Annotated in this window: 22 protein-coding genes; 11 read left to right on the top strand and 11 right to left on the bottom strand. The window is 64.7% G+C overall.

The window, feature by feature from the left end:
• The first annotated feature begins 5 nt into the window (after positions 1 to 5).
• Both E8F06_RS03795 and E8F06_RS03790 read left to right on the top strand, forming a co-directional pair.
• Positions 6 to 3,155, top strand: coding sequence for an efflux RND transporter permease subunit (locus tag E8F06_RS03795; RefSeq protein WP_280364370.1), 3,150 nt, complete (start codon positions 6 to 8; stop codon positions 3,153 to 3,155).
• Between the two features lie 194 nt (positions 3,156 to 3,349).
• Entirely contained in the window at positions 3,350 to 4,540 is a 1,191-nt protein-coding gene (locus E8F06_RS03790; RefSeq protein WP_280364369.1) for a Bcr/CflA family multidrug efflux MFS transporter, read from the top strand.
• Here E8F06_RS03790 and E8F06_RS03785 read toward each other — a convergent pair.
• From E8F06_RS03785 to E8F06_RS03775, 3 genes are all read right to left on the bottom strand, one after another.
• Positions 4,537 to 4,716 (bottom strand): hypothetical protein, encoded by a 180-nt coding sequence (locus E8F06_RS03785; RefSeq protein ID WP_280364366.1) that lies wholly within the window; start codon positions 4,714 to 4,716, stop codon positions 4,537 to 4,539. The two genes, E8F06_RS03790 and E8F06_RS03785, sit on opposite strands and share 4 nt — an antisense overlap.
• 106 nt (positions 4,717 to 4,822) lie before the next feature.
• Positions 4,823 to 5,836 carry a PAS domain S-box protein gene (locus E8F06_RS03780; RefSeq protein ID WP_280364364.1) on the bottom strand — a complete coding sequence of 338 codons (1,014 nt, stop codon included), beginning with the start codon at positions 5,834 to 5,836 and terminating at the stop codon, positions 4,823 to 4,825.
• A gap of 224 nt (positions 5,837 to 6,060) precedes the next feature.
• On the bottom strand, positions 6,061 to 7,074 hold the full coding sequence (locus E8F06_RS03775; RefSeq protein WP_280364362.1) for a zinc-binding alcohol dehydrogenase family protein: 1,014 nt from the start codon (positions 7,072 to 7,074) through the stop codon (positions 6,061 to 6,063).
• Positions 7,075 to 7,175: 101 nt separating this feature from the next.
• On the opposite strand from E8F06_RS03775, the gene E8F06_RS03770 reads away from it, so the two are divergent.
• The 5 genes from E8F06_RS03770 to E8F06_RS03750 all read left to right on the top strand — a co-directional run bounded on the left by E8F06_RS03770 (position 7,176) and on the right by E8F06_RS03750 (position 13,108).
• Complete coding sequence (locus E8F06_RS03770) at positions 7,176 to 8,090, top strand: LysR family transcriptional regulator (protein ID WP_280364360.1); 915 nt, start codon at positions 7,176 to 7,178, stop codon at positions 8,088 to 8,090.
• 170 nt (positions 8,091 to 8,260) lie between these two features.
• Positions 8,261 to 10,801, top strand: coding sequence for a PAS domain S-box protein (locus tag E8F06_RS03765; RefSeq protein WP_280364358.1), 2,541 nt, complete (start codon positions 8,261 to 8,263; stop codon positions 10,799 to 10,801).
• Positions 10,802 to 10,921: 120 nt separating this feature from the next.
• A complete protein-coding gene (locus E8F06_RS03760; protein ID WP_280364356.1) occupies positions 10,922 to 11,188 on the top strand; it encodes a PepSY domain-containing protein in 267 nt (88 codons plus the stop codon).
• 3 nt (positions 11,189 to 11,191) lie between these two features.
• Positions 11,192 to 11,725, top strand: a complete 534-nt coding sequence (locus E8F06_RS03755) for a cytochrome b/b6 domain-containing protein (RefSeq protein WP_280364353.1) — start codon at positions 11,192 to 11,194, stop codon at positions 11,723 to 11,725.
• Between the two features lie 729 nt (positions 11,726 to 12,454).
• Positions 12,455 to 13,108 (top strand): 7-cyano-7-deazaguanine/7-aminomethyl-7-deazaguanine transporter, encoded by a 654-nt coding sequence (locus tag E8F06_RS03750; RefSeq protein ID WP_280364351.1) that lies wholly within the window; start codon positions 12,455 to 12,457, stop codon positions 13,106 to 13,108.
• A gap of 103 nt (positions 13,109 to 13,211) precedes the next feature.
• Here E8F06_RS03750 and E8F06_RS03745 read toward each other — a convergent pair whose 3' ends face one another.
• From E8F06_RS03745 to E8F06_RS03730, 4 genes are all read right to left on the bottom strand, one after another.
• Complete coding sequence (locus tag E8F06_RS03745) at positions 13,212 to 14,162, bottom strand: adenosine deaminase (protein WP_280364348.1); 951 nt, start codon at positions 14,160 to 14,162, stop codon at positions 13,212 to 13,214.
• A gap of 409 nt (positions 14,163 to 14,571) precedes the next feature.
• Positions 14,572 to 15,156 (bottom strand): YigZ family protein, encoded by a 585-nt coding sequence (locus E8F06_RS03740; RefSeq protein ID WP_280364345.1) that lies wholly within the window; start codon positions 15,154 to 15,156, stop codon positions 14,572 to 14,574.
• Complete coding sequence (locus tag E8F06_RS03735) at positions 15,156 to 15,824, bottom strand: TetR/AcrR family transcriptional regulator (RefSeq protein WP_280364342.1); 669 nt, start codon at positions 15,822 to 15,824, stop codon at positions 15,156 to 15,158. Before E8F06_RS03735 ends, E8F06_RS03740 begins: the two co-directional genes overlap by 1 nt.
• Before the next feature lie 229 nt (positions 15,825 to 16,053).
• Entirely contained in the window at positions 16,054 to 16,974 is a 921-nt protein-coding gene (locus E8F06_RS03730; RefSeq protein ID WP_190831718.1) for a LysR family transcriptional regulator, read from the bottom strand.
• A 120-nt stretch (positions 16,975 to 17,094) separates the two neighbouring features.
• Here E8F06_RS03730 and E8F06_RS03725 point away from each other — a divergent pair, with 120 nt between their 5' ends.
• The 3 genes from E8F06_RS03725 (at position 17,095) to E8F06_RS03715 (ending at position 20,334) form a co-directional block, all read left to right on the top strand.
• The gene (locus E8F06_RS03725) at positions 17,095 to 18,441 is read left to right on the top strand and encodes an aspartate aminotransferase family protein (RefSeq protein WP_280364336.1); all 1,347 of its coding nucleotides are present in this window, start codon (positions 17,095 to 17,097) and stop codon (positions 18,439 to 18,441) included.
• On the top strand, positions 18,441 to 18,728 hold the full coding sequence (locus tag E8F06_RS03720) for a cupin domain-containing protein (RefSeq protein ID WP_077524298.1): 288 nt from the start codon (positions 18,441 to 18,443) through the stop codon (positions 18,726 to 18,728). The genes E8F06_RS03725 and E8F06_RS03720 overlap by 1 nt, the downstream gene beginning before the upstream one ends.
• Positions 18,729 to 18,837: 109 nt before the next feature.
• Entirely contained in the window at positions 18,838 to 20,334 is a 1,497-nt protein-coding gene (locus tag E8F06_RS03715) for a CoA-acylating methylmalonate-semialdehyde dehydrogenase (RefSeq protein ID WP_280364332.1), read from the top strand.
• 272 nt (positions 20,335 to 20,606) lie between these two features.
• Here E8F06_RS03715 and E8F06_RS03710 read toward each other — a convergent pair whose 3' ends face one another.
• The 3 genes from E8F06_RS03710 to E8F06_RS03700 all read right to left on the bottom strand — a co-directional run bounded on the left by E8F06_RS03710 (position 20,607) and on the right by E8F06_RS03700 (position 23,088).
• The gene (locus E8F06_RS03710; protein WP_280364330.1) at positions 20,607 to 21,140 is read right to left on the bottom strand and encodes a transposase; all 534 of its coding nucleotides are present in this window, start codon (positions 21,138 to 21,140) and stop codon (positions 20,607 to 20,609) included.
• A 124-nt stretch (positions 21,141 to 21,264) separates the two neighbouring features.
• Entirely contained in the window at positions 21,265 to 22,554 is a 1,290-nt protein-coding gene (locus tag E8F06_RS03705; RefSeq protein ID WP_280364327.1) for an FAD-binding oxidoreductase, read from the bottom strand.
• 192 nt (positions 22,555 to 22,746) lie between these two features.
• Positions 22,747 to 23,088, bottom strand: coding sequence for a zinc ribbon domain-containing protein YjdM (locus tag E8F06_RS03700; protein WP_280364324.1), 342 nt, complete (start codon positions 23,086 to 23,088; stop codon positions 22,747 to 22,749).
• A 206-nt stretch (positions 23,089 to 23,294) separates the two neighbouring features.
• Here E8F06_RS03700 and cysC point away from each other — a divergent pair, with 206 nt between their 5' ends.
• Positions 23,295 to 23,876, top strand: a complete 582-nt coding sequence (cysC, locus tag E8F06_RS03695) for an adenylyl-sulfate kinase (RefSeq protein WP_280364322.1) — start codon at positions 23,295 to 23,297, stop codon at positions 23,874 to 23,876.
• A 3-nt stretch (positions 23,877 to 23,879) separates the two neighbouring features.
• On the opposite strand, the gene E8F06_RS03690 is transcribed toward cysC, so the two are convergent.
• A complete protein-coding gene (locus E8F06_RS03690; protein ID WP_280364320.1) occupies positions 23,880 to 24,350 on the bottom strand; it encodes an LEA type 2 family protein in 471 nt (156 codons plus the stop codon).
• Positions 24,351 to 24,423: the final 73 nt, after the last annotated feature.

Raw genomic sequence — 24,423 nt, 5'->3', positions numbered from 1 at the left:
ACGCCGTGATCTCGCGCTTCTTTATCGACAGACCCGTCTTCGCTGCGGTGATATCCATCGTCATCGTGCTCGCTGGCCTCGCCGCCATGCGTGCACTGCCGATCGCCCAGTACCCTGAAATCCTTCCGCCCCAGGTATCGGTCACCGCCGTCTACCCGGGCGCCAGCTCGCAGGTGATTGCGGAAACCGTGGCCGCGCCGCTCGAGCAGGAAATCAACGGCGTGGAGGGCATGATCTACCAGCTGTCCAACTCCGACAGCAGCGGCGCCATGAGCCTGACCGTGTACTTCGAGGTGGGCCGTGATCCTGACCAGGCCACCATCGACGTCAACAACAAGGTCCAGGCCGCGCTCGCCAAGCTGCCTGAAGAGGTGCGCCGGCAGGGTGTGAAGGTGGAGAAGAAATCCTCCGACATCCTCCAGGTGGTCACGCTGTATTCGCCGGACAACTCCCGCGATCCGATCTTCATCAGCAACTACGCGCTGATCAACGTGATCGACGAGCTGAAGCGGATTCCCGGCGTGGGTGATGCCAGCCAGTTCGGCTCCAAGGACTACTCCATGCGCATCTGGCTGCGCCCGGACAAGCTGGCGCAGTACGACCTCACCCCGACCGACGTGGTCAACGCCATTCGCGAGCAGAACTCCCAGTTCGCCGCCGGCAGCTTCGGCCAGCAGCCGCTGAACCAGCCCCAGGACTTCACCTACACGGTGACCACCCAGGGTCGTTTCACCGATCCCAAGGAGTTCGAGAGCGTCATCCTGCGTTCCGACGCCACCGGCGCCAGCCTGTTGCTGAAGGACGTAGCGCGAGTGGAACTGGGGGCCCAGGACTATTCCCTGATGACCTCCCTCAACGGCCAGCAGAACGCCGCGTTCGGTATCTACCTGCAGCCGGGCGCCAACGCGCTGGACACCGCCGACGCGGTGAAGTCGACCATGGAGCGACTGGCCAAGCGCTTCCCCGAAGGCATCGCCTACAAGATCCCCTACGACACCACCAAATTCGTACAGGTCTCTATCGAAGAAGTGATCAAGACCTTCTTCGAAGCCCTGCTGCTGGTGGTGCTGGTGGTCTTCATCTTCCTGCAGAACTGGCGCGCCACCCTGATTCCGGTACTGGCGATTCCGGTTTCCCTGGTGGGCACCTTCGCCGGCATGTACATGCTCGGTTTCTCCATCAACCTCTTGACGTTGTTCGGCATGGTGCTGGCCATCGGCATCGTGGTCGACGACGCCATCGTGGTGATCGAGAACGTCGAACGGGTGATGTCGGCCAAGAAGATCGGCCCGCGCGAAGCGGCCATCGAGGCCATGGAAGAGGTGACCGGGCCGATCATCGCCATCGTGCTGGTGCTCTGTGCGGTGTTCATCCCGGTGGGCTTCCTTGGCGGCCTGGCGGGGCAGATGTACCAGCAGTTCGCGATCACCATCGCGGTATCCGTGGTGATCTCCGGCATCGTCGCGCTGACTCTGTCGCCAGCGCTCTGTGCCCTGATGCTCAAGCCCACCCATGGTGTGCCAGCCGCACCGTTCCGCTGGTTCAACAGCTTCTTCGAGCGCATGACCAATGGCTATGGCGCCGGGGTGCAGTTCTTCCTCAAGCGTTCGCTGCTCGGCCTTGTGCTGTTCGGCGGAATGATCGCGCTGCTGGTCCTCCTCTTCGGGCGGGTGCCTGGTGCGCTGGTGCCGGACGAGGACCAGGGCTATGTGCTCAACGCCTACTTCCTGCCCCCGGCAGCCTCGCTGACCCGTACCGAAGAACTCACCAGCACGGTCACCGAGGAACTGATGAAGCACCCGGCGGTGCAGGACGTAGTGACCTTCGCCGGCTTCGACATCCTCACCTTCGGCACCCGCAGCAACGCCGGGGTGTCCTTCGTGCCGCTGAAGGACTGGAGCGAGCGCACCACGCCGGAACTCGATGCACGCAACCTGACGCACACCTTCATGCAGATGGGCGCCGGGCAGAAGGATGGCATCGTGATGTCGTTCAACCCGCCGCCGATCACCGGCATGAGTACCACCGGCGGCTTCGAGTCCTATATCCAGGACCGCAGCGGCGGCACCGTGCAGCAGCTCGAAGCCGTGGTGCAGAAGTTCGTCGCCGCGGCCTCCAAGCGTCCTGAACTGGCGGGCGTGAACACCACCTTCAACGCCAACGTGCCGCAGTACTACATCGACCTCGACCGTACCAAGGCGCGTGCCCTGGGCGTGGCGATCAACGATGTATTCACCGCCATGCAATCCACCTTCGGCAGCTACTACGTCAACGACTTCACCCTCTATGGGCGTACCTGGCAGGTGAGCCTGCAGTCGGAGCCGGAGTTCCGCCGCAAGCCGGATGACCTCAGCCAGGTCTATGTGCGTTCGACCTCCGACGATCTGGTGCCGCTGTCATCCCTGGTGCGGGTGGAGCGCATCCTCGGCCCGGACTCCTACGCGCGCTTCAACGTCTACCCGGCGGCCAAGGTGCTGGGCGGACCGGCGCCGGGCTACAGCTCGGGCCAGGCGCTGGAGGCAATGCAAGAGGTGGCGAACGAAGTACTGGGTGAGGACTACAGCCTCGGCTGGATCGGTTCTGCCTACCAGGAACTCGCGTCCCACGGCTCCGGCAGTACCGCGTTCGTCTTCGGCCTGATCATGGTGTTCCTCATCCTCGCCGCCCAGTACGAGCGCTGGACCCTGCCGTTGGCGGTGGTCACTGCGGTGCCCTTCGCGGTGTTCGGCGCCATCCTCGCGGTGTGGCTGCGGGGCATTCAGAACGACGTGTACTTCCAGGTCGGCCTGGTGACCCTGATCGGCCTCGGCGCGAAGAACGCCATCCTCATCGTCGAGTTCGCCGTGCTCTGCCGCGAACAGGGCATGGGGCCGGTGCAGGCGGCGCTGGAAGCGGCCAAGCTGCGTTTCCGTCCGATCGTGATGACCTCCCTGGCCTTCATCCTCGGTTGCGTGCCGTTGGCCATCAGCTCCGGTGCGGGTTCCGCGAGCCGCCATTCCATCGGCACCGGGGTGATCGGCGGAATGCTCGCCGCCACCATGCTGGCGACCTTCCTCATCCCCATGTTCTTCATGCTGGTGGAGAAGGCTTCGGACTGGCTGGAGAGCCGGAAGGCGCCCAAGACTCCCAAGGCTGAGGAGGTCCACGAGGGCTAGGCGGCTACAGAGACTTGTGGGGGCGAATTCATTCGCTGATGGGCGCGCAGCGCCCACTTTCGGACTGCAGCGCCGGACCTGCCGGTCCGGTTAGCGAATGAATTCGCCCCCACAGAAAAGCCGCTCCGCCGCAGTCCTATTCACCCCTGTTACTATCTGGCGCTTATCCGCAATGGATGGCGCCCGATATCACCATGACTTTCCGCATTCTCCTGCTCCTTGGCGCCCTCAGCGCTTTCGGCCCCATGGCCATCGACTTCTACCTGCCCAGCTTCCCCGCCTTGGCCAAGGCATTCGCCACCGATGTGGAGCATGTGCAGCTGACCCTCGCTTCCTACTTCATCGGCCTGGCGTTCGGTCAACTGATCTATGGCCCGCTGGCGGACCGTTTCGGCCGCCGTCCGCCGCTGCTGGTGGGCGTGACCATCTTCACCCTGGCATCGGTTGCCTGCGCCCTGGCGCCCAGCCTCGAATGGCTGATTGGCGCGCGCTTCGTCCAGGCCCTGGGTGGCTGCGCCGGAATGGTGGTGTCGCGGGCGGTGGTTCGCGACCTCTGCGACCCCATTGCTTCGGCCAAGGCGTTCTCGCAACTGATGCTGGTGATGGGGCTGGCACCGATTCTGGCGCCGCTGGGGGGCGGCCTGCTGCTGGAGCTGTTCGGCTGGCAATCAATCTTCTGGGTGCTGACCCTGTTCAGCACCCTGGTGTTGCTGGGCATTGCCGCCTGGCTGCCGGAAACCCTGTCCCGCCTCATGCCGCGTGCCCCTTTGAGTGGCGCCCTCGGGCAGTACCGGCGGTTGTTCGGCGACTGGCAGTTCCTCGCCTATGGCATGACGGGCGGCTTCGCCATCGCCGGAATGTTCGCCTACATCGCCGGCTCGCCCTTCGTCTTCATCCAGCTCTATGGCGTGCCGCCGGAACACTACGGCTGGTTGTTCGGCTCCAATGCGGCGGGCTTCATCCTCGTCGCGCAGGTGAACGCCTTCCTGCTGCGCCATCGCGGGCCGGCCTTCTGGATGCGTCGGGTGATCTGGATCTACCTGGTGTGTGCGTTGGCGCTGCTGGTGGTGTCCAGCCTGCATACCGAATCGCTGTGGCCGCTGCTGCTGCCCCTGTTCGGCTGCATCGCCAGCCTGGGGTGCATCCTGCCCAACGCATCGGCCTGCGCCATGGCCGGTCAGGGCCAGAACGCCGGTAGTGCCTCTGCGTTGATGGGCAGTCTGCAATTTGGAGTGGCGGCGGGAGCCGCCGCCCTGGTGGGGGGGCTGCACGACGGCAGCGCCATGCCCCTGGCCCTGGTCATCAGCCTGTGCGGCTGCGCGGCAGTCGTCTGCTCGCTAGTGACCTGGCGCCTCGACCGCAACGGTCAGGCGCCATTGGGCTAACCCGCCAATCGTCGTGACCAGTCCGGCAGTACGTGGGGCGCTTTCAGGCGCTCCTCGAGAACCGTGACGAACCGACGTGCTTCGGCCTCGCTACGGAAACTCACCGCATGCTGGTCAAGGCAGACTTGCCAGCTGGAACCCTGTTGGGTGGTGGACGGACGAACGAGAATTTTCACCTCAGTCATCTCCCTTTCGAGTGGCGGGGAAAATGAGTGTAGACCCGCCGAGATGACAGAAAATGACCTGCGTCAAACAGCCGACTGGTGGTCGGCGCCGCCCGCCCTAGCGTTGTTCCCCGCTGCTTGATTGGCCTTCGGGAGTGCGCCGGCCGATGCTTTCCAGCAACGCCTGGTAACGATTCTCGCTCTGTCGAAGCGCGTCCCGCGCGGACTTCAGGGCGCTGAAATCAATGTCCACGCAGTAGAGCTCCAATTGGTTGTGCAGGTTGCGCAGCAGCAGGTGGCTGGAGAACACCGTCACCGGGCTGCCGTCGCGGCGTTGCAGGGTCAGCTCGCTGGCGGGGATAGCCGTACCGCCGATCAGCCAGTTGTTGATGTCGGCAATCACCTGGTCGCGCATGGCCGGCGGGATGATCAATTCCTCCAGATACCGCCCCATGGCCTGGTCCACCGTGTAGCCGTAGAGCTGCTCACTGGCGCGGTTCCAGTAGATCACCCGGCGCTGGCGGTCATAGCCCTGCACGGCGATGCGCGGGGTCTGCTCGAACAGCTGGCGAAAGCGCAGCTCGCTGGCGCGCAATGCTTCCTCGTCGCGCTTTTGGGTGCTGATGTCCTGTACCGTGCCGAAGGCGCGACCGTCGGGTTGGGCTTCGCCGCGCAGGGCCAGCCAGATCGGTTGCTGGTCGCTGGGCAGGTTCAGGCGCGCGTTCACTGTCAGTGCGACACCGTGGAGGATCAGCGATTCCAGTGCACGCTGCACGCCGCTGCGGTCGGCCGGGTGAACGCGATTGAGCAGGCCGTCGACGTTGTCTTCGCCAGCGCAGCCGAGGATGCGCTGGGCGCCGGGGCTCCAGGAGAAACCGCGGTCATATTCCCAGTTGCCGAGGATGGCGTCGCGCTGTGCCTGTTCCAATTGCAGGTTGGTGCGTCGCAGGCCTTGGCGCAATCGCTCGCGTCCCAGGCGATGGCGGCGTTCGAGGAAGAAGATCAGCAGGGTGGTGAGCAGGATGAGTCCGAAGGTGCCGAGCGGTCCTGTCCCCCAGGCCAGGAGCCAGGCGCCTGCGCACAGCAGGTAGAGGCCCGCGTGAATGACGGGTCGGGCGAGGGTGGGATGCATCCTGAACCCCGGCGGAGAAAGGTCGATGCGGCGCAGCCGGCCGCTGGCGAGACGAGAAAAGTCTAGTCTCTTCGCACTCACGTACCGGACCGTTCGCCAGCGCATCTGCTCGCCGGTCAGTGTCTTCTCATCCACGAAATCGTTGCGCCAATTGTAGGAGCGAGCTTGCTCGCGTAGTCCGAGCACAAATTTTCGCGAGCAAGCTCGCTCCTACAAAGAACGGCTCAGAACCCTTCGAGCACGATCTTGCCCTTGGCCTTGCCGCTTTCCAGCAGGGCGTGGGCGCGACGCAGGTTGGCGGCGTTGATGGCGCCGAAGTGCTCGCCCACCGTGGTTTTCAGTACGCCGGCGTCGATCAGCTGGCTGACCCGCTCCAGCAGGCGGTGCTGTTCGAGGATGTCCGGTGTCTGGAACATCGACCGGGTGTACATGAACTCCCAGTGCAGCGACAGGCTCTTGCGCTTGAGCTTGGCCACGTCCAGCGAGGCGGGGTCGTCGATCAGGCCGAGGCGGCCCTGGGGCGCCAGGGCTTCCACCAGTTGGTCCAGGTGCTGATCCGTCTGGGTCAGGCTGGCGACATGCGTGACCTGGGAAAGGCCGGCACGGCGCAGTTCTTCGGCCAGCGGCTTGCTGTGGTCCAGCACATGGTGGGCGCCCAGTTCGCGGACCCAGGCCTGGGTTTCCGGGCGCGAGGCGGTGCCGATCACCGTCAGGCCGGTGAGCTGGCGGGCGAGTTGCACGAGGATCGAGCCCACGCCGCCGGCAGCGCCCACCACCAGCAGGCTCTGGCCCTGGTCGGCCTTGCCTTCGGCGATCTGCAGGCGATCGAACAACAGCTCCCAGGCGGTGATGGAGGTCAACGGCAGGGCGGCGGCCTGGGCGAAGTCCAGGCTTCTGGGCATGTGGCCGACGATGCGCTCGTCGACCCGGTGGAGCTCGGCATTGCCGCCCGGACGGGTCAGATCGCCGGCGTAGAACACCCGGTCGCCGGGCTGGAACAGGGTTACCTCGCTGCCCACCGCCTTCACCACGCCCGCCACGTCCCAGCCCAGCACCTTGGGCTGGCCGGCTTCCGGTGCGGCGTTGCGACGGATCTTGGTATCCACCGGGTTCACCGAAATGGCACGGACTTCCACCAGCAGATCGCGGGGGCCTGGTTGTGGCTCAGGCAGCACGATGTCCTGCAGGGACTCGGGGTTATCGATGGGAAGGTTCTGGAAGTAGGCGACGGCTTTCATCGGGATTCTCCGCGTAAGGGCTGGATGGGCCCCATGTTCGGTTATTCCGCAAACAAGAAAAATCGGCTAGAAAACGACAGTCTTTCAATGGAGCTTTGAAAATGCTGCGCCTCGACGATCTCGCCCTGTTTGTCAGCACCGCTGACCACGGTAGCCTCTCGGCCGCCGCCCGCAAGCGTGACGTCTCGCCCGCCGTGGCCAGCGCCGCGCTCAAGCGCCTGGAGCAGCAGCTCGACACCCGCCTGTTCGCGCGCTCCACCCGCAGTCTGCGCCTGACCCCGGAAGGCGAGCAATTCCTGGCCCATGCGCGCAATGCCCTGGAGAGCCTCGCCGAGGGGCAGCGGCAATTGGTCGGCGGCCGTGAGGACATCGCCGGCGTGCTGCAGCTTTCCGCCCCGTCGGATTTTGGCCGCAATGTGCTGCTGCCCTGGCTGGACGAGTTCCAGCACGAACACCCGCGCCTGGGCATCCGCCTGCACCTCAGCGACCGTGTCGCCGACCTGTTCCGCCAGGCGGTGGACATCGCCATCCGCTACGGCGAGCCGGAAGACTCCAGCCTGGTGGCGCTGCCCCTGGTGCCCGGCAACCGTCGCGTGCTCTGCGCCGCGCCGGCGTATCTGGAAGCTCACGGGCGTCCGCGCCAACCCGAAGCGCTGACCGGCCACAACTGCCTGCTCTATCAGCTTGGGGGACGTGTCCACGACCGCTGGACCTTCAGCGAGGGCCGGCGCGAATTCGTGGTGGCAGTGACCGGCAACCGCGTCTGCGACGATGCCGATGTGGTGCGGCGCTGGGCGCTGGCGGGGCAGGGGATCATCTACAAGTCCTGGCTGGACGTGGCCGAAGACGTCCGCGCCGGGCGCCTGGAGCTGGTGCTGCCGCAGTACCTCGGCCAGGCCACGCCGCTGAACCTGATCTGTGCCCATCGCGCCCAGCTCAGCAAGCCCGTGCGTCTGCTCCGCGAGTTCGTCCAGGCGCGTTGTGCCACGCTGCTCGTCGGCGCGCCCTGGCGTTGAGTGTCGGCCACGGGCAGGTCGGCGTCTGAGCATCGAATTGCTCGTAACCCAGGTTCCGCTATCGTCTGGATAAGCCGTGGCCGCATGGAGGTTCCCGTGGCTGACCTGACCCCGACCTGCCTGATCCCTGCCGGGCCCGTGCCCGGCGCAAGCCGTTGGAGACTCGACTGATGCCGCGCATCCGCGAGCCTGGAAGCCTCCTGCCAACCCTGCTGCTGGTGTTCTCCGGCTACCTGTTGCTGGCCATGGGAGCCGTCTGGCTGTCGCGCCAGCCCGGCAGTATCGCCACCCTCTGGTATGCCAACGCCTTCGCCGTGGCGCTGCTCTGGGACCAGCCCCTGCGCCGCTGGCCGGCCCTGCTGGCGGCCGCGATGCTGGCCGATCTGCTGGCCAACCTGGCCTTCGGCGATGCCCTTGCCCTGGCGGCCAGCTTCGTTCCGCCGAATCTGCTGGAGGTCATCCTCGCGGCTGCCCTGCTGCGGGTCAGTGGCGCCGCATTGCGGATGAACGAAAGCCCGGGTGCCTTCCTCCAGTTCATCTTCTTCGGTGCCCTGTTGCCTCCGCTGGCCAGTGCCAGCCTGGGGGCGAGCATCCTCGCCTGGCAGGGAGTGGGCTCCTTCGAGCGTGGCTGGATGTACTGGGTCGAGGGCGCCATGCTCGGTGCCGTCTCGGTGCTGCCCCTGGCCGTGTGGATGCGCCAGCAGGGCTGGTGGGAATTCCTCGGTGAACGGCGTCGGCGCGAACTGTTGCTCTATGGCGGCTTGGTGTTGCTGGGCACGCCCTTCGCCTTGCTGCTGTTGCCGTTCCCCTTCGTCTACCTGGCCCTGCCGCTGATGATTGCGGCGGTCCGCCTGACCTTCGCCAGCACTGCACTGCTGGTGGCGCTGGCTTCGGTGAGCGGGGGGATGATCATCGCCCTCGGCCTGCTCGAAACGCCGGATCTGGAGAAGGGCTGGCGCGACCTGCTGATCTACCTGCCGCTGCTGCTGGCGTTGCTGCCAGCCCTGCTGCTGGCCTCGGCCGTGGAGCAACTGCGCAAGCGTCGCCGCGAACTGGCGGCCAGTGAAACGCGCTTTCGCGACGCCATGGATCACTCCGCCATCGGCATGGCTTTGGTGGGGCTGGATGGCCGCTGGCAACGGGTCAACCATGCACTCTGCGAGATGCTCGGGTACGACGAAGAAGAGCTGTCGGCCCTGAACTTCCAGGATGTCACCCACCCGGACGACCTCGCTGGCGATCTCGAACTGGTGCGGGAAATCATCGCTGGGCGCCGCCACAGCTACCGCCTGGAAAAGCGCTACCTGCATAAGAGCGGGCGGGAGATTTGGGGCCTGCTGGCGGTGTCGCTGGTGCGCGACCACGAGGGAGAGCCGCTGTATTTCATCTCCCAGATTGAAGACATCGACCGCCGCAAACGTGCCGAAGAACGTGAAGCGGTATTGGCGCGGCGCTACTCGGTGGCCACCGAGGCCAGTGGTGTCGGCGTCTGGGAGTGGGACCTGGCCAGCGACCGCCTGCTCTGGGATGAAGGCATGTACCGCCTCTACGGCCGTACGGCGGGTGGCGAACTCTCTTACGCCGACTGGCGCGCCCACCTGCATCCGGATGACGCCGCCCGTGCCGAGCGCGAAGTGCTGGCCGCCCGGGAGGGTAGTCGGCGCCTGGACATCGAATTCCGAATCCGTCGCGGCGACGGTGACCAGCGCGTGCTCAAGGGCCACGCCCGGCTGGTCTGCGATGCCCAGGGACGACCGCTGCGCATGGTCGGCACCAACTGGGACGTCAGTGAATTGCGCCAGCTCGCCGAGCGCTTGCGCGACGAGCGTGAACGCCTGCAGGTGACCCTCGATGCCATCGGTGACGGCGTCATCACCACCGACCTTGAGGGTCGGGTCAGCTTCCTCAACCCGGTGGCCGAGCGCCTCAGCGGCTGGCGCAGCGACGAGGCCCAGGGCCTGCCCATCGAACAGGTGCTGCTGCTGGAAGGCGAAGATGGCCGTCTGGTACCCAACCCGGTGCGCGACTGCCTGGAGCAGGGCAGTGCCGCCAGCCTCCAGGGGCTGGCCTCGCTGCGCCATCCGGCCGGCGGCACCATCGCACTGCGTGGCCAGGCCGCGCCCATGCGCGCGGGTGACGGCACCCTGCTGGGCAGCGTGCTGGTGCTTACCGACGTCAGCGAAGCACGGGCCATGCAGAAACACCTGCGCTATGCCGCCACCCACGATGCGTTGACCGGACTGCTGAACCGTTCGGCCTTCGAGGACGCCCTGGCCGAAAGCTGCCGCGACGTACTGCAGAACGACGGCAACAGCGTGCTCTGCTTCATCGACCTGGACCGCTTCAAACAGGTCAACGACAGTGCCGGCCACGCCGCCGGGGATGAACTGCTGCGCCAGCTCGCCAGGCTGATGCAGGCCCAGGTGCGGGCCGGTGATCAACTTGCGCGGCTGGGCGGCGACGAGTTCGCGCTGATCCTGCGCAGTTGCCCGCTGCCCCAGGCGGAAATGCTGGCGGCGCGGCTCATCGCGCAGATCCAGGGCCTGGTGCTGACCTGGGAAGGGCAGGAATTCTGCGTCGGTGCCAGCGTCGGCATCGCCTGCATCCACAGCGCTAACGCGCAGCCTGCAGAGCTTCTGAAACAGGCTGATACAGCTTGCTATCGGGCCAAACACGCAGGTCGGGGACAATTCGCTGTCGAACACCGCTGAGATCGGCGGACCGACATATGACAGCCGCCAAGGCCTGACCTACTCTCCATCGTCATGGCAGTGAATGAGAAACCCTTGCATTGCCTTTCGCCATACAACGCAAAATTCGAGGTCGATACCATGCGTAAGCTCCTGCTCCTTTCCCTGGTCCTTGTCAGCCCGCTGACCTTTGCCAAGACCGAATGCACGTCCGCCGACAAGGCCCAGTGGCAAGACCAGACCAAGTTCCAGGACGACCTCAAGGCCCAGGGCTACGACATCAAGAAGTTCAAGGTCACCGCCGGCAACTGCTACGAGATCTACGGCTGGGACAAGGACAAGCGCAAGGTCGAGATCTACTTCAACCCGGTCGACGGCAAGGTGGTCAAACAGGAGATCGAGGACTAAACCGTGAGCGCCGAGACTGTTCGCCTCTGGGACCCGGTGGTGCGGATCGGCCACTGGTCCCTGGTGGCCGCCTTCATCGGTGACTACTTCCTCAACGAGGCGGGTGACGGCTGGCACCGCTGGCTCGGCTATTACGCCGTGGCGGTGGTGCTGGTGCGCCTGGTCTGGGGCTTCGTCGGCCCCGGGCCTGCACGCTGGTCGGACTTCTGGCCGCATCCGGCGCGCCTGGTGGCCCACGCCAAGGCGCTGCTGACCGGTGGCCACATGCACCGCCTGGGTCACTCGCCTCTGGGCGGGCTGGTGATGATCCTCATGCTGCTGCTGATGGTCGGGCTGGGCGTCACCGGCTTCCTGATGGAAGAAGTCGACTACTTCTGGGGCGAGGACCTGCCTCGGGACATCCATGAGTTCATGGCCGACGGCCTGTTCTGGCTGGCCTTTGTGCACGTCGGCGCCGCGCTGGTGGAAAGCGTGCGCATGCGCGAGAACCTGCCCTGGTCGATGGTGACCGGGCGACGCAAGACGCTTAACGACTAAGGGCCGCATCGCGGCCCTTTTTTCGTGAATTGGCTTTGGGCTTGGTGGCCAGATCATTGCCGAGTGCGCTTCGGGTTTCTGTTTCGCCTTCCCAGGCGACTCCCTTTTGCAGTCGCCCAAAAGGAAGCAAAACGCTTGCCCCTGCATCCGGCCCCGGCTTCGCCGGGATTCCCTTCCTCCATCGTTGCGCCGGGGGCACGGCGAGAGGGGCCATCCATGGCCCCACACGCCTCTCGCGGCATCCATGCCGCTCGTCCCCCTGACTCGCTGCGCTCGCCCTTCGGGCCAGCCTTCGGCTGTTACTTCGCTTCGCTCCGTTTTGCAACGATTCCGCTCGGCCTCCTGAAGGGGCGAGGTCGCTGCCCCACCTCGGTTGCTCAGTTTCAGGTCGCAAGCTGCTTCAGGATTGTTTGGACCTCGCCGTCGCGAGTCACCCCTCTCCTCTTAAGGGAGAGGGGCCGGGGCGGGCCGCGTTCGGATGAGGGAAGTGGCAGCCTCAACGGAGCCGGACCCGAAAGTCAGTAGGATGGGTGGAGCGAAGCGATACCCATCAAGCCCGGCTGATGGGTATCGTCGAACTCCACCCATCCTACTGGTCGTTCTGATGCGGGCCACCGGACGATCCGTCTTTTCCTGACGCGTGGGTCAAGTTAGAATGCGCGCCGTCGTCGGCCAGGGGGCCGCGACATGGGTTCCCTCACCCCATCGGCAAAAAGGATGCAAATCACCATGCCCGCAGCTTCTCCCACGGTCTGGCGCCCGGCACTCACCGGCCTGATCGCCTTCCACATCCTGATCATCATCGCCAGCAATTACCTGGTGCAGCTACCGATCACCCTGTTCGGCTGGCACACCACCTGGGGCGCATTCAGTTTTCCCTTTATCTTCCTGGCCACCGACCTCACCGTTCGCCTGATGGGCAAGCAGGCTGCGCGCCGGGTCATCGCACGGGTCATGGTCCCGGCATTGCTGGCGTCCTATGTGGTGTCGGTGCTGTTCCAGGAAGCGAGCTTCCAGGGCTTCGCCGCTCTCGGCGAGTTCAACCTGTTCGTCGCGCGAATTTCCCTGGCCAGTTTCCTCGCCTACGTGTTGGGTCAGGTGCTGGATATCCAGGTCTTCGACCGTCTGCGGCAGATGCGCCAGTGGTGGATAGCCCCGGTGGCCTCGACCATCGCCGGCAACCTGCTGGACACCTTCGCCTTCTTCTCCGTGGCCTTCTGGCGCAGCGACAACCCCTTCATGGCGGCGAACTGGGTGGAAATCGCCACCGTGGACTACGGCGTAAAGCTGGCCATCAGCCTGGTGCTCTTCGTGCCGCTTTACGGTGTGCTGCTCGGCAGCATCCTGCGGTTGCTGACGCCGCGTCCGGCAGCTTCGTTGTAGGAAACGCCGAAACCGATCCGGTAGGGTGCGCCACGCGCACCAGCGGTTTGACAGAGTGTCGAAGCCGGTGCGCGCAGCGCACCCTACGAATTCAGCGGCTGCCTTATTTGATCAGCCGCGCATCCATGCTGTTCTGCGCCAGGCGTTTGGCCTGGTCCTCGGTCATGCCCAGGTGCTCGTGCAGGGCGGCGAAGTTCTCCGTGACGTAGCCGCCGAAGTACGCCGGATCATCGGAGTTCACCGTCACCTTCACGCCGCGCTCCAGCATGTCGAGGATGTTGTGCTGGCGCATGTGGTCGAACACGCAGAGCTTGATGTTGGACAGCGGGCAGACGGTGAGCGGGATCTGCTCGTCGATGATGCGCTGCATCAGCCGCTCGTCCTCGACGGCACGTACGCCGTGATCGATGCGCTCGATCTTGAGCAAGTCCAGGGCTTCCCAGATGTACTCCGGCGGGCCTTCCTCGCCGGCGTGGGCGACAGTGAGGAAGCCTTCGGCACGGGCGCGGTCGAATACGCGCTGGAACTTGCTCGGCGGATGGCCCTTCTCCGAACTGTCCAGGCCGACAGCGATGAAGGCGTCGCGGAAGGGCAGGGCTTGATCGAGGGTCTTCTGCGCCTCGTCTTCAGAGAGGTGGCGCAGGAAGCTGAGGATCAGCCCGGAGCTGATGCCCAGTTGCTCGCGACCGTCTTCCAGGGCCTGTCGGATGCCGGACAGCACCACTTCGAAGGGAATGCCGCGATCGGTGTGGGTCTGCGGGTCGAAGAACGGCTCGGTGTGAATCACGTTCTGCGCCTTGCAGCGCTGCAAGTAGGCCCAGGTCAGGTCGTAGAAATCCTGCTCGGTGCGCAGCACATCGGCGCCGGCGTAGTAGAGGTCGAGGAACTCCTGCAGGTTGTTGAAGGCGTACGCCTTGCGCAGGGTTTCCACGTCGGCCCAGGGCAGCACCACCTTGTTGCGTTCGGCCAGGGCGAACAGCAGTTCGGGTTCCAGCGAACCCTCCAGGTGCAGGTGCAGTTCAGCCTTGGGCAGGGCATTCAGCCATTCGTACATGGTGGATTCTCTTCATCAGGCGGGGATGGCGGAAAGTTTACCTGTTGTTTGGGCAGATTCATTCGCCAGTGCCGGGCACTCTTCGTCTGCCTGGTTTTGTTTGTTTTTTGATCAGTTTTCCGCAAGGCTCGCCAGCCCTGGGCTGCGGCGGATACTCCCAAGCTTATCCACAGCCTTTTCCCCGTTGGGCGTGGACAAGGGCGGACCTGCCGAGCGCTTGCTGCGCTGCATTGGTGCGCGGAGGAATGCACCAGAAATCAGGTGCTTAAGTTTGGGGCAGGGGATAAGCCGGGTATTGGGCAAAAAGCGAACAGTTCTCGCCAAGCCGCGCCGCTGCTGCCTGTCAGGCAAAAGCCCACGAGTTATCCACAGCGGGCTCCACAGAAAATGTGGGTGGTATTCGATAGGGTCAGAGCCGCTTTACTTCCAACCGTCCCCGGCTGATATCTCGCAGGACCTGCTCGAACCCGGCAATGCGACCTTCGGGCAGGGCCAGGATCAGCTCGGCGCCTTCGGCATCGAAGCTTTCACTTTCCACCAGCGCTTCGAAGTCGCCGAGGCGCGCCTTCAGTAGCGGCAGTTCGGCAAAACCGGGATGGCAACTGATGCGGCTGCGGGCTACCAGCTCCACGCGCTGGCCACCTTGCAGGCATTTGGCGGCGCTGCCGCCGTAGGCGCGGGCGAGGCCGCCGGTGCCGAGCTGGATACCGCCGTAATAGCGGATCACCAGAACCGCGACCTGATCGCAGTCCTGGCCTTCGATGGCAGCGAGGATCGGGCGTCCGGCGGTGCCGCCGGGTTCGCCGTCGTCACTGAAACGGTACTGGTTACCCAGCTTCCAGGCCCAGCAGTTATGGGATGCGCCAGGCTCGGACTGGCGCGCGATGAACGCCTGCGCTTCCTCGACGCAGGTCACCTGCGCGGCATGGGCAATGAAGCGGCTCTTCTTGATCTCCTCGCGGTACTCGGCGGGAGCGGACAGGGTGAACGGCATCAGGCAGTCGCGGGCGGAGTCAGGCCGCAGCCCTTGAGGATGATCTGGATGAGGTTCTGCGTGGCCGCTTCGAAATCGTCCTTGGTCAGGCGCTTGCGGCCGGTGACGCGGCAGATCTGGGTGTTGAAGTCGGCGTAGTGCTGGGTGCTGCCCCAGAGCAGGAAGATCAGGTTCACCGGGTCGACCTGGTCCATCTTGCCGGCAGCGATCCAGGCTTCGAATACCCCGGCGCGGCCCTTGAACCAGGTGCGGTAGTCCTGATCGAAGTGGGCTTCCAGGCAGCCGCCGCCACTGATGATTTCCATGGCGAAGATTTTCGAGGCCAGCGGATGACGACGGGAGAACTCCATCTTGGCGCGGATGTAGCGGGCCAGCGCCTCGGCCGGGTCGTCTTCGGCGGTGAGGGCGTTGAAGGTGCTGTCCCAGAGTTCCAGGTGGTTGCTCAGCACGGCGATGTACAGGCCCAACTTGTTGCTGAAGTAGTAGTGCAGGTTGGCCTTGGGCAGCCCGGCGCGCAGGGCGATGGTGTTCATGCTGGTGCCCTTGAAGCCGTGGCGGGCGAACTCCTCCTCCGCGGCGGCGAGGATCAGCTCTTCGTTCTTCTGACGAATGCGGCCGGCGGGCTTGGTGGGAGGGTTCGGGCTGTGGGCGGGCACCAGTGAAGTCATAGGCTTCCTTATTGTAAGAGGGGGTTGGCGACAGCACTGATAACCCAGGATGACCGCGCCTACAAGCAAAACTGGAGCATCGGTCAGGTTATTCGCGGATTTGTCCGGGCTGCACCGGAATGGGGCTTGAGCGTAGGGTGGATCACGCTTCACCGATCCACCATCGGTGCCGGGCTTGGTCTCGTTGGTGGATGCAAAAAGCGACATTCACCCTACAAGATCCGGTTCCTTAACTGGTTGCGGCCAGCGCTTCCAGAAAGCTTTCCAGCACCAGGTGCGGCCGGCGGCCCTTGCGGGTTACCGAAGACAGCGACAGGTCGTAGAAGCGCGTCGCCGGCTTCAGCGCCCGCAGCCGCCCTTGCTGTACCCAGAAGCTAGCGTAGTGGTCCGGCAGGTAGCCGATGTAGCGGCCGGTGAGGATGAGGAAGGCCATGCCCTCGCGGTCCGATGCGCTGGCCGTGCTGTTGAGCACCTGATAGTGCGCCTGGATGTCCGCCGGCAGGCGGAAGGTGGGGGCGATGGCGTCCTGCTGGTTCAGGCGGTCGTCGCTGAGTTGCGCATCGTCCACGTAGAACAGCGGATGGCCCACGGCGCAGTAAAGCAGCGAGCGTTCGCTGTACAGGGGCTGGTATTCCAGCCCGGAGAGGGCAGCGGTCTGCGGTACCACGCCGACGTGCAGGCGGCCGTCGAGCACCCCCTGTTCCACCTCGCTGGGCGGCGTCATGCGGATGTTGATCTGCACGTCCGGGCCGCGCTCCTTCAGGCGTGACAGCGCATGGGTGATGCGCATGTGCGGCAGCGTCACCAGGTTGTCGGTGAGACCGATGTTCAGCTCGCCGCGCAGGTGCTGGTGCAGGCCGTTGACCTCGGTCCGGAAGGTCTCCAGCGATGCCAGCAGCTGCATGGACGACTGGTACACCTCGCGGCCTTCCTCGGTCAGGGCGAAACCGGCACGGCCGCGCTGGCACAGCCGCAGGCCGAGCCGTTGTTCCAGGTCGCTCATCTGCTGGCTGATGGCCGAACGGCCGATGCCCAGCACGCTCTCGGCAGCGGAGAAACCGCCGCACTCCACCACGCTGCGAAAGATGCGCAGCAGGCGGATATCGAAATCGCTCACCTGCGCCAGCGGCTCGGGACGGCGGGTACTCATGGTTTAGCAACCTCTAACCTAAAGATTTGAAAAGTTGGATTTTCGTGACTTTATGCCCGTGGCAATGTCGGCAGCAAGTAGCGCGTCGTTCCTCAGAACAAGACACTTTCGAGGCCATACATGAACATGCCGCAGACCGCCCAGCTTCCCCTCGCCAGCCAGCTCAAGCTGGACGCTCACTGGATGCCGTTCTCCGCCAACCGCAACTTCCAGCGCGACCCGCGCCTGATCGTCGCCGCCGAAGGCAGCTGGCTGATCGACGACCAGGGCCGCCGCATTTATGACAGCCTCTCTGGCCTGTGGACCTGCGGTGCCGGTCACTCGCGCAAGGAAATCCAGGAAGCCGTGGCCAAGCAGCTCGGCACCCTCGACTACTCCCCGGGCTTCCAGTACGGCCATCCGCTGTCCTTCCAACTGGCCGAAAAGATCGCCAACCTGACTCCCGGCGAACTGAACCACGTGTTCTTCACCGGCTCCGGCTCCGAGTGCGCCGACACCTCCATCAAGATGGCCCGTGCCTACTGGCGCCTGAAAGGCCAGCCGCAGAAGACCAAGCTGATCGGCCGCGCCCGTGGTTATCACGGCGTGAACGTCGCCGGCACCGCCCTGGGCGGCATCGGCGGCAACCGCAAGATGTTCGGCCAACTGATGGACGTCGACCACCTGCCGCACACTCTGCAGCCGGGCATGGCCTTCACCAAGGGCGCTGCCGAAACCGGCGGCGTGGAACTGGCCAACGAACTGCTGAAATTGATCGAGTTGCATGACGCGTCCAACATCGCCGCCGTGATCGTCGAGCCGATGTCCGGCTCCGCCGGCGTCATCGTGCCGCCGGCCGGCTACTTGCAGCGCCTGCGTGAAATCTGCGACCAGCACAACATCCTGCTGATCTTCGACGAAGTGATCACCGCCTTCGGCCGCATGGGCACCATGACCGGCGCCGAGTACTTCGGTGTGACCCCGGACCTGATGAACGTGGCCAAGCAGGTCACCAACGGCGCCATTCCCATGGGCGCGGTGATCGCCAGCCGCGAGATCTACCAGACCTTCATGAACCAGGCGACGCCCGAATACGCCGTCGAGTTCACCCACGGCTACACCTACTCCGCACACCCGGTCGCCTGCGCCGCTGGCCTGGCCGCTCTGGACCTACTGGAGAAGGAAAACCTGGTGCAGCAATCCGCCGAACTGGCCCCGCACTTCGAGAAGGCCATCCACGGCCTGAAAGGCGCCAAGCACGTCATCGACATCCGCAACTGCGGCCTGGCCGGTGCCCTGCAGATCGCCCCGCGTGACGGCGACGCCATCGTCCGTCCGTTCGAGGCCGGCATGGCCCTGTGGAAGGCTGGTTTTTACGTCCGCTTCGGTGGCGACACCCTGCAGTTTGGCCCGACCTTCAACGCCAAGCCGGAAGAACTGGACCGCCTGTTCGACGCCGTCGGCCAGGCCCTGCAGGGCGTGAATTGATGAGCCAGCGCCCGCAGGCCGTGCCCACCGTGCAGGTGGATAACGACGAGGTGATCGTCACCGAATGGCGCTTCGCCCCCGGTGCCGAAACCGGTCGCCACCGCCATGGCTACGACTACGTCGTGGTGCCGATGACCAACGGCACCCTGCTGCTGGAAACCCCGGAGGGCGACAAACACGCCCCCCTGGTGGCCGGCCAGAGTTACTTCCGCAAGGCCGGCGTCGAGCACAACGTGATCAACGCCAGCGACCACGAAGTGGTCTTCGTGGAAACCGAATTGAAATAGCGCACGGACAACCCCCTCTCCCTCTGGGAGAGGGCTGGGGTGAGGGAAATATCCACCCCTCCATGCTTCCGGCGCCACCAAGACAAAAGCCCTACAAGAGACCCCACCCATGAGCCTCATCCCGCACCTGATCAACGGCGAACGCATCGACGACCAAGGCCGCACCGCGGACGTGTTCAACCCGTCCACCGGCGAAGCCCACCGCAAGGTCGGCCTGGCCAGCCGCGCCACCATCCAGCAGGCCATCGACGCCGCCAAGGCCGCCTTCCCGGCCTGGCGCAACACTCCGCCGGCCAAGCGCGCCCAGGTGCTGTTCCGCTTCAAGCAACTGCTGGAAACCAACGAAGCGGTGATCTCCAAGCTGATCGCCGAAGAGCACGGCAAGACCCTGGAAGACGCTGCCGGTGAACTGAAGCGCGGCATCGAGAACGTCGAGTACGCCTGCGCCGCCCCGGAAATCCTCAAGGGCGAATACACCCGCAACGTCGGCCCGAACATCGACGCCTGGAGCGACTTCCAGCCGCTGGGCGTGGTCGCCGGCATCACCCCGTTCAACTTCCCGGCCATGGTGCCGCTGTGGATGTACCCGCTGGCCATCGCCTGCGGCAACACCTTCATCCTCAAACCCTCCGAGCGTGACCCGAGCTCCACCCTGCTGATCGCCGAGCTGTTCCATCAGGCCGGCCTGCCCAAGGGCGTGCTGAACGTGGTCAACGGTGACAAAGAAGCGGTGGACGCGCTGATCGAAGCGCCGGAAGTCAAAGCCCTCAGCTTCGTCGGCTCGACCCCGATCGCCGAATACATCTATGCCGAAGGCACCAAGCGCGGCAAGCGCGTGCAGGCCCTGGGCGGCGCTAAGAACCACGCGGTGCTGATGCCCGACGCCGACCTCGACAACGCTGTCAGCGCACTGATGGGCGCCGCCTACGGTTCCTGCGGCGAGCGCTGCATGGCCATCTCCGTGGCGGTGTGTGTGGGCGACCAGATCGCCGATGCGCTGGTCGAGAAGATCGTTCCGCAGATCAAGGGCCTGAAGATCGGCGCCGGCACCAACTGCGGCCTGGACATGGGCCCGCTGGTCACCGCCGCCGCCCGCGACAAGGTGGTCGGTTACATCGACGACGGCGTGGCCGCTGGTGCCAAGCTGGTGGTGGACGGCCGTGGCTACCGCGTCGCCGGTCATGAAGACGGTTACTTCGTCGGCGGCACCCTGTTCGACAACGTCAAAGCCGACATGCGCATCTACCAGGAAGAAATCTTCGGCCCGGTGCTCTGCATCGTTCGCGTCGGCAGCTTGGAAGACGCCATGCAGCTGATCAACGACCACGAGTACGGCAACGGCACCTGCATCTTCACCCGCGACGGCGAAGCCGCCCGCCTGTTCTGCGACGAGATCGAAGTGGGCATGGTCGGCGTCAACGTGCCGCTGCCGGTACCGGTGGCCTACCACAGCTTCGGCGGCTGGAAGCGCTCGCTGTTCGGCGACCTCCACGCCTACGGCCCGGACGGTGTGCGCTTCTACACCCGCCGCAAGGCCATCACCCAGCGCTGGCCGCAGCGCGCCAGCCACGAGGCGGCGCAGTTCGCGTTCCCCAGCAACGGCTGAGTGATGCGTTGAATGAAAAAAGCCCGGCTAATGCCGGGCTTTTTCATTGGTGGGTAGCTTTCTAACCACCTCGATTTCCCTTGGCAGAATCGATGATCGCCTGAATCGCCGCCAACCACCGTGGCGCCGACACCCTTGTCCTGGTCTTCCATGGTGTTCTCCTTCAGCTCATGCGCTCGGGCTGATGGGTATCGCGGAGCTCCACCCATCCTACAAGAGCAGGTTCGTGCAGATGACTAACTCGTAGGATGGGTGGAGCGGAGCGATACCCATCACCGTTCCCCCGCACCGCGCTCCATGTCCCCTCCATCCCCCGCCCAATCCACCGGAAGGATGCCCGCGTTCACATAGCGGTGAAACGATGACCACGGCCAATCCGCCACCCGCTCCACATGCCCATGTTTGCGTGGGTTGTGGTGGATGTAATCCACATGCCGGGCGAAGTCGTCGTCATCGCGGACACGGTGCTCCCAGAAACGGCGTTGCCAAATGCCGCGTTCGCCTTTGCTCGACCGGCTTTCAGATGCCTGCTCTCCATAGGGAAGTGCGCGGGAAAACTCAGTCTTGATCAGTCGCCAACGCAAGGCGTAGTCGGCGTCGTCTGGCGGCAACGTGCACAGGGCATGGAGGTGATCGGGGAGGATGACGATGGCGTTGATACGCCAGGGGTGACGCTTCATGCAGTAGCGGAAACTGGCGCGGAGCAGGGCGATCTGGTCGATCAACAGGCGGCTTCGTCGGTCGGCAAGATTCAGGGTGAAGAACCAGGTAGCACCTGGCGTGTGATCGCGGCGGTAGTTGGTCATGGTTTGGCTTCCTTGCCATTTATTTGATGGGTATCGCTTCGCTCCACCACATCCTACGGGGAATGTGCTCTGTAGGATGGGTTGAGCTCCGCGATACCCATCACGCCGGTTCAACCGCGCGCGATTACCGATTCAACCGCCGCGCATCGAACGCATCGCGGGCCTGGAAGGCGGTGTAGGTCATCTGCGCAGCCACCAGCCCGGCGAGGCCGAAGGTGCGGGTCAGGCCGAATCGGCTGAAGCCGGCGGGAATCGGCGTGGCGTTGGCGATGGCGTCGGCCAGCACTTCGCCCGCCACTGTGGTCGGCGCCATGCCGTGGCCGCCGAAGCCCACCGCGTGCCAGATGCCATCGGCGTCCTGGCCGATCTGCGCCATCTGGTGGCGGCCGTAGCTCATCAGTCCTCCCCAGGAATACTGGATCTCCACATCCTCCAGCTGTGGATAGACCGAGACGAGGTCGGCCTTTAGCAGTCTGGCGATGGCTTCCGGATTGCGGTCGAGGATGGAGATGCGCCCGCCCCAGAGAATCCGGCTGTCCTGCAGCGGCCGGTAGTAATCGAAGGCGAAGCGGGTGTCGTAGACCGCCGACTCGCAATCGATGGCCTCCGCAAGGCGCGCGCCCAGGGGCTCGGTGGCGACCACGTAGGTGGCGATGGGGAGCACCGCGCGCTCGACGGGGCGGTGGAGGCCGCGTGAATAGCCGCCGCCGGAGAACACTACATGCTCGGCGTGCACCTCGCCGCCCTCGGTCCTGACCACGTACTTGCCGGCGCGCTTCTCGATGGCCAGGGCGGGGGATCGTTCGTGGAGGCGGACGCCCAGGTTGGCCAGTGTCCGTGCGATGCCACAGACGTACTTAAGCGGATGGAAGTGGAAGGCATTGCGCTCCAGCAGGCCGCCGAAGTAGCGCTCGGTCCTGAGCATCTCCTTCAGTTCGCCGGGCGGGATGTACTCCCAATCCACGCCGTAGGCCTGCTTCATCAGCTGGCGCGGGGTCTCCAGGCGCGCGGGGTCGTTGAACCAGTTGGCGAGGATCACACCCTTGTCCACCAGGTCGCAGTCGATGCCGTAGTGGCGGCTGCGGTGGCGGATCAGTTCGACCGCATCGAGGGTGAGTTGATACAGGCGACGCGCCTCCTCGGCACCCAGGGTGGCCAGCAGATCGGCGTTGCCCAGGCTGTAGCCGCCGAAGACGAAACCGCCATTGCGCCCCGAGGCGCCGTGGCCGACATCGTGGGACTCCAGCACCACCACGTCGGTGACGCCGCGCTCGGCCAGCCCCAGGGCGGTGGACAGCCCTGCCAGCCCGCCACCGAGGATGCATACCCTGGCGTCGGTGCGGCCCGAATGGGCAGGGTAGGCGGTCCGATCGACCGTGGCTTCGTAGTAGGTCTTGTGGAATTGGGGGCTCATCAGTCGTTCCTGTCGCCGGCATCCTGCTGCTCGTTGAACGACTGTTTAGCTTGGTGGGGCGATGGAGGACAACCGAAAAATCCTCCGCATGTCAGTCCGCGCGGGAATGACAGCAGGAGAGGGGAACGAAGCGCTGCCTGGCCCACAAAAAAGCCCGGCACAGGCCAGGCTTTTTCGGGGTGGATTCGCGGCTCAGACCTTGCGCACGAATTCCGACTTCAGCTTCATCGCGCCGATACCGTCGATCTTGCAGTCGATGTCGTGGTCGCCGTCCACCAGGCGGATGTTCTTCACCTTGGTGCCGACCTTCACCACCAGGGACGAGCCCTTGACCTTGAGGTCCTTGATCACGGTGATGGTGTCGCCGTCCTGCAGGACGTTGCCGACGGAATCCTTGATCACCTTGTCATCACCGGTGGCATCGCTGCTGGCGTCAGCGGACCACTCGTGGGCGCACTCGGGGCAGATCAGCATCGCGCCGTCTTCGTAGGTGTATTCGGAGTTGCATTTGGGGCAGGGCGGCAGGGTGCTCATGGGGACCTCGACTTCGGTGTCACGAAAAACCATGAATTATATAAGGTTTTGGCACTGCTTTGCCCGTTTCTGCGATTTCGTATGTCAGATGTATCGGATGCTTTACCGACTTGACCCTATCCAAATCTTTTCGCGCAGAACGGCTGCTAGTCTCCCAGCTCGGAGAAATCGCGGGCTTACGAAAGTGACTACGAGTGGCTGGGATTATGAGTGACGCCGTTCCCTACGAACTGACCCTGCCGATGTGGGCCAGGGCATCGATCAAACATCAGCGGCCGCGCTGCATCTGGCTGACCGGCCTGTCCGGCTCGGGCAAGTCCACCTTGGCCAATGCGCTGGAAGTGGAGCTCAACGCCCGTGGCCTGCACACCTATGTGCTGGATGGCGACAACCTGCGCGGCGGCCTGTGCCGGGACTTGGGCATGTCTGCGGAGGATCGCCGCGAGAACGTCCGGCGTATCGCCGAGGTGGCGCGGCTGATGGTGGATGCGGGGCTGGTGGTGATCGTGTCGGCGATCTCGCCGTTTCGCGCCGATCGCGAGGCTGCGCGGCAGATGTTCGCGCCGGGGGAGTTCTCCACCGTCTACGTCAGCACCTCGTTCGACGCCTGCGCCCGGCGCGACCCCAAAGGGCTGTACCGGGCAGCGCTGGAAGGGCGCATTCGTAACTTCACCGGCCTGGACAGCCCCTACGAACCGCCACTCGATGCGGACTGGGAAGTGGACACCGAAGCTATCGCGCTGCCACTGGCAATCCACGAACTGCTTGGGTTCGTGCTGAGCAACTGAGGCTCAGGGCGTGTCGATGGGCTCGGGGATGCTCAACACGCCGGCATCGGAGAAGCGCCGGGTTCCCCAGAAGCCGCCCCCCAGTTTTCCGCGCAAGGCATAGGGGACATTCTGGATCGGGCTGCCGCCGGTGAGGTTCCAGGTCTGGCGCAGCACCGAGAAGGCGGAAATGGTCACCGGCACTTCGATCAGCTTTTCCCCGAAACCCTCTACCGTGCCGTCCTGGCTGCTGACGCCACTGGCCAGCGGCAGGTCGTTGAGGTCCAGCTCCAGGGCGATGCCGCTGTAATGGATCGCGCTTTCATTGGGGTTCTGCACCCGCAGCTTGAGGTTGAAGCGCATTTCCATGCCCTCGCCATGGATCGGCTCCATGCCCGCCACGTCCACCTGCAAGGGATCGTGCTGGACGAAGCCGACGCATCCGGACAGGAGCGACAAGGCAAGCAGCAGGGCGGCGGGGATGATGGCGCGCATGAACGGATTCCTGCGTGGAGGCTTGCCTTGAGTAAAGAACAGCCCGGCGTCGACGTACCCACATTTTCTGTGG

This window comes from Pseudomonas sp. BN411 (genome assembly GCF_029871235.1).
Classification (GTDB): Bacteria; Pseudomonadota; Gammaproteobacteria; order Pseudomonadales; family Pseudomonadaceae; genus Metapseudomonas.
Note: the sequence above shows the minus strand (reverse complement) of the source record. Positions and strands in the feature narration are given on the sequence as shown.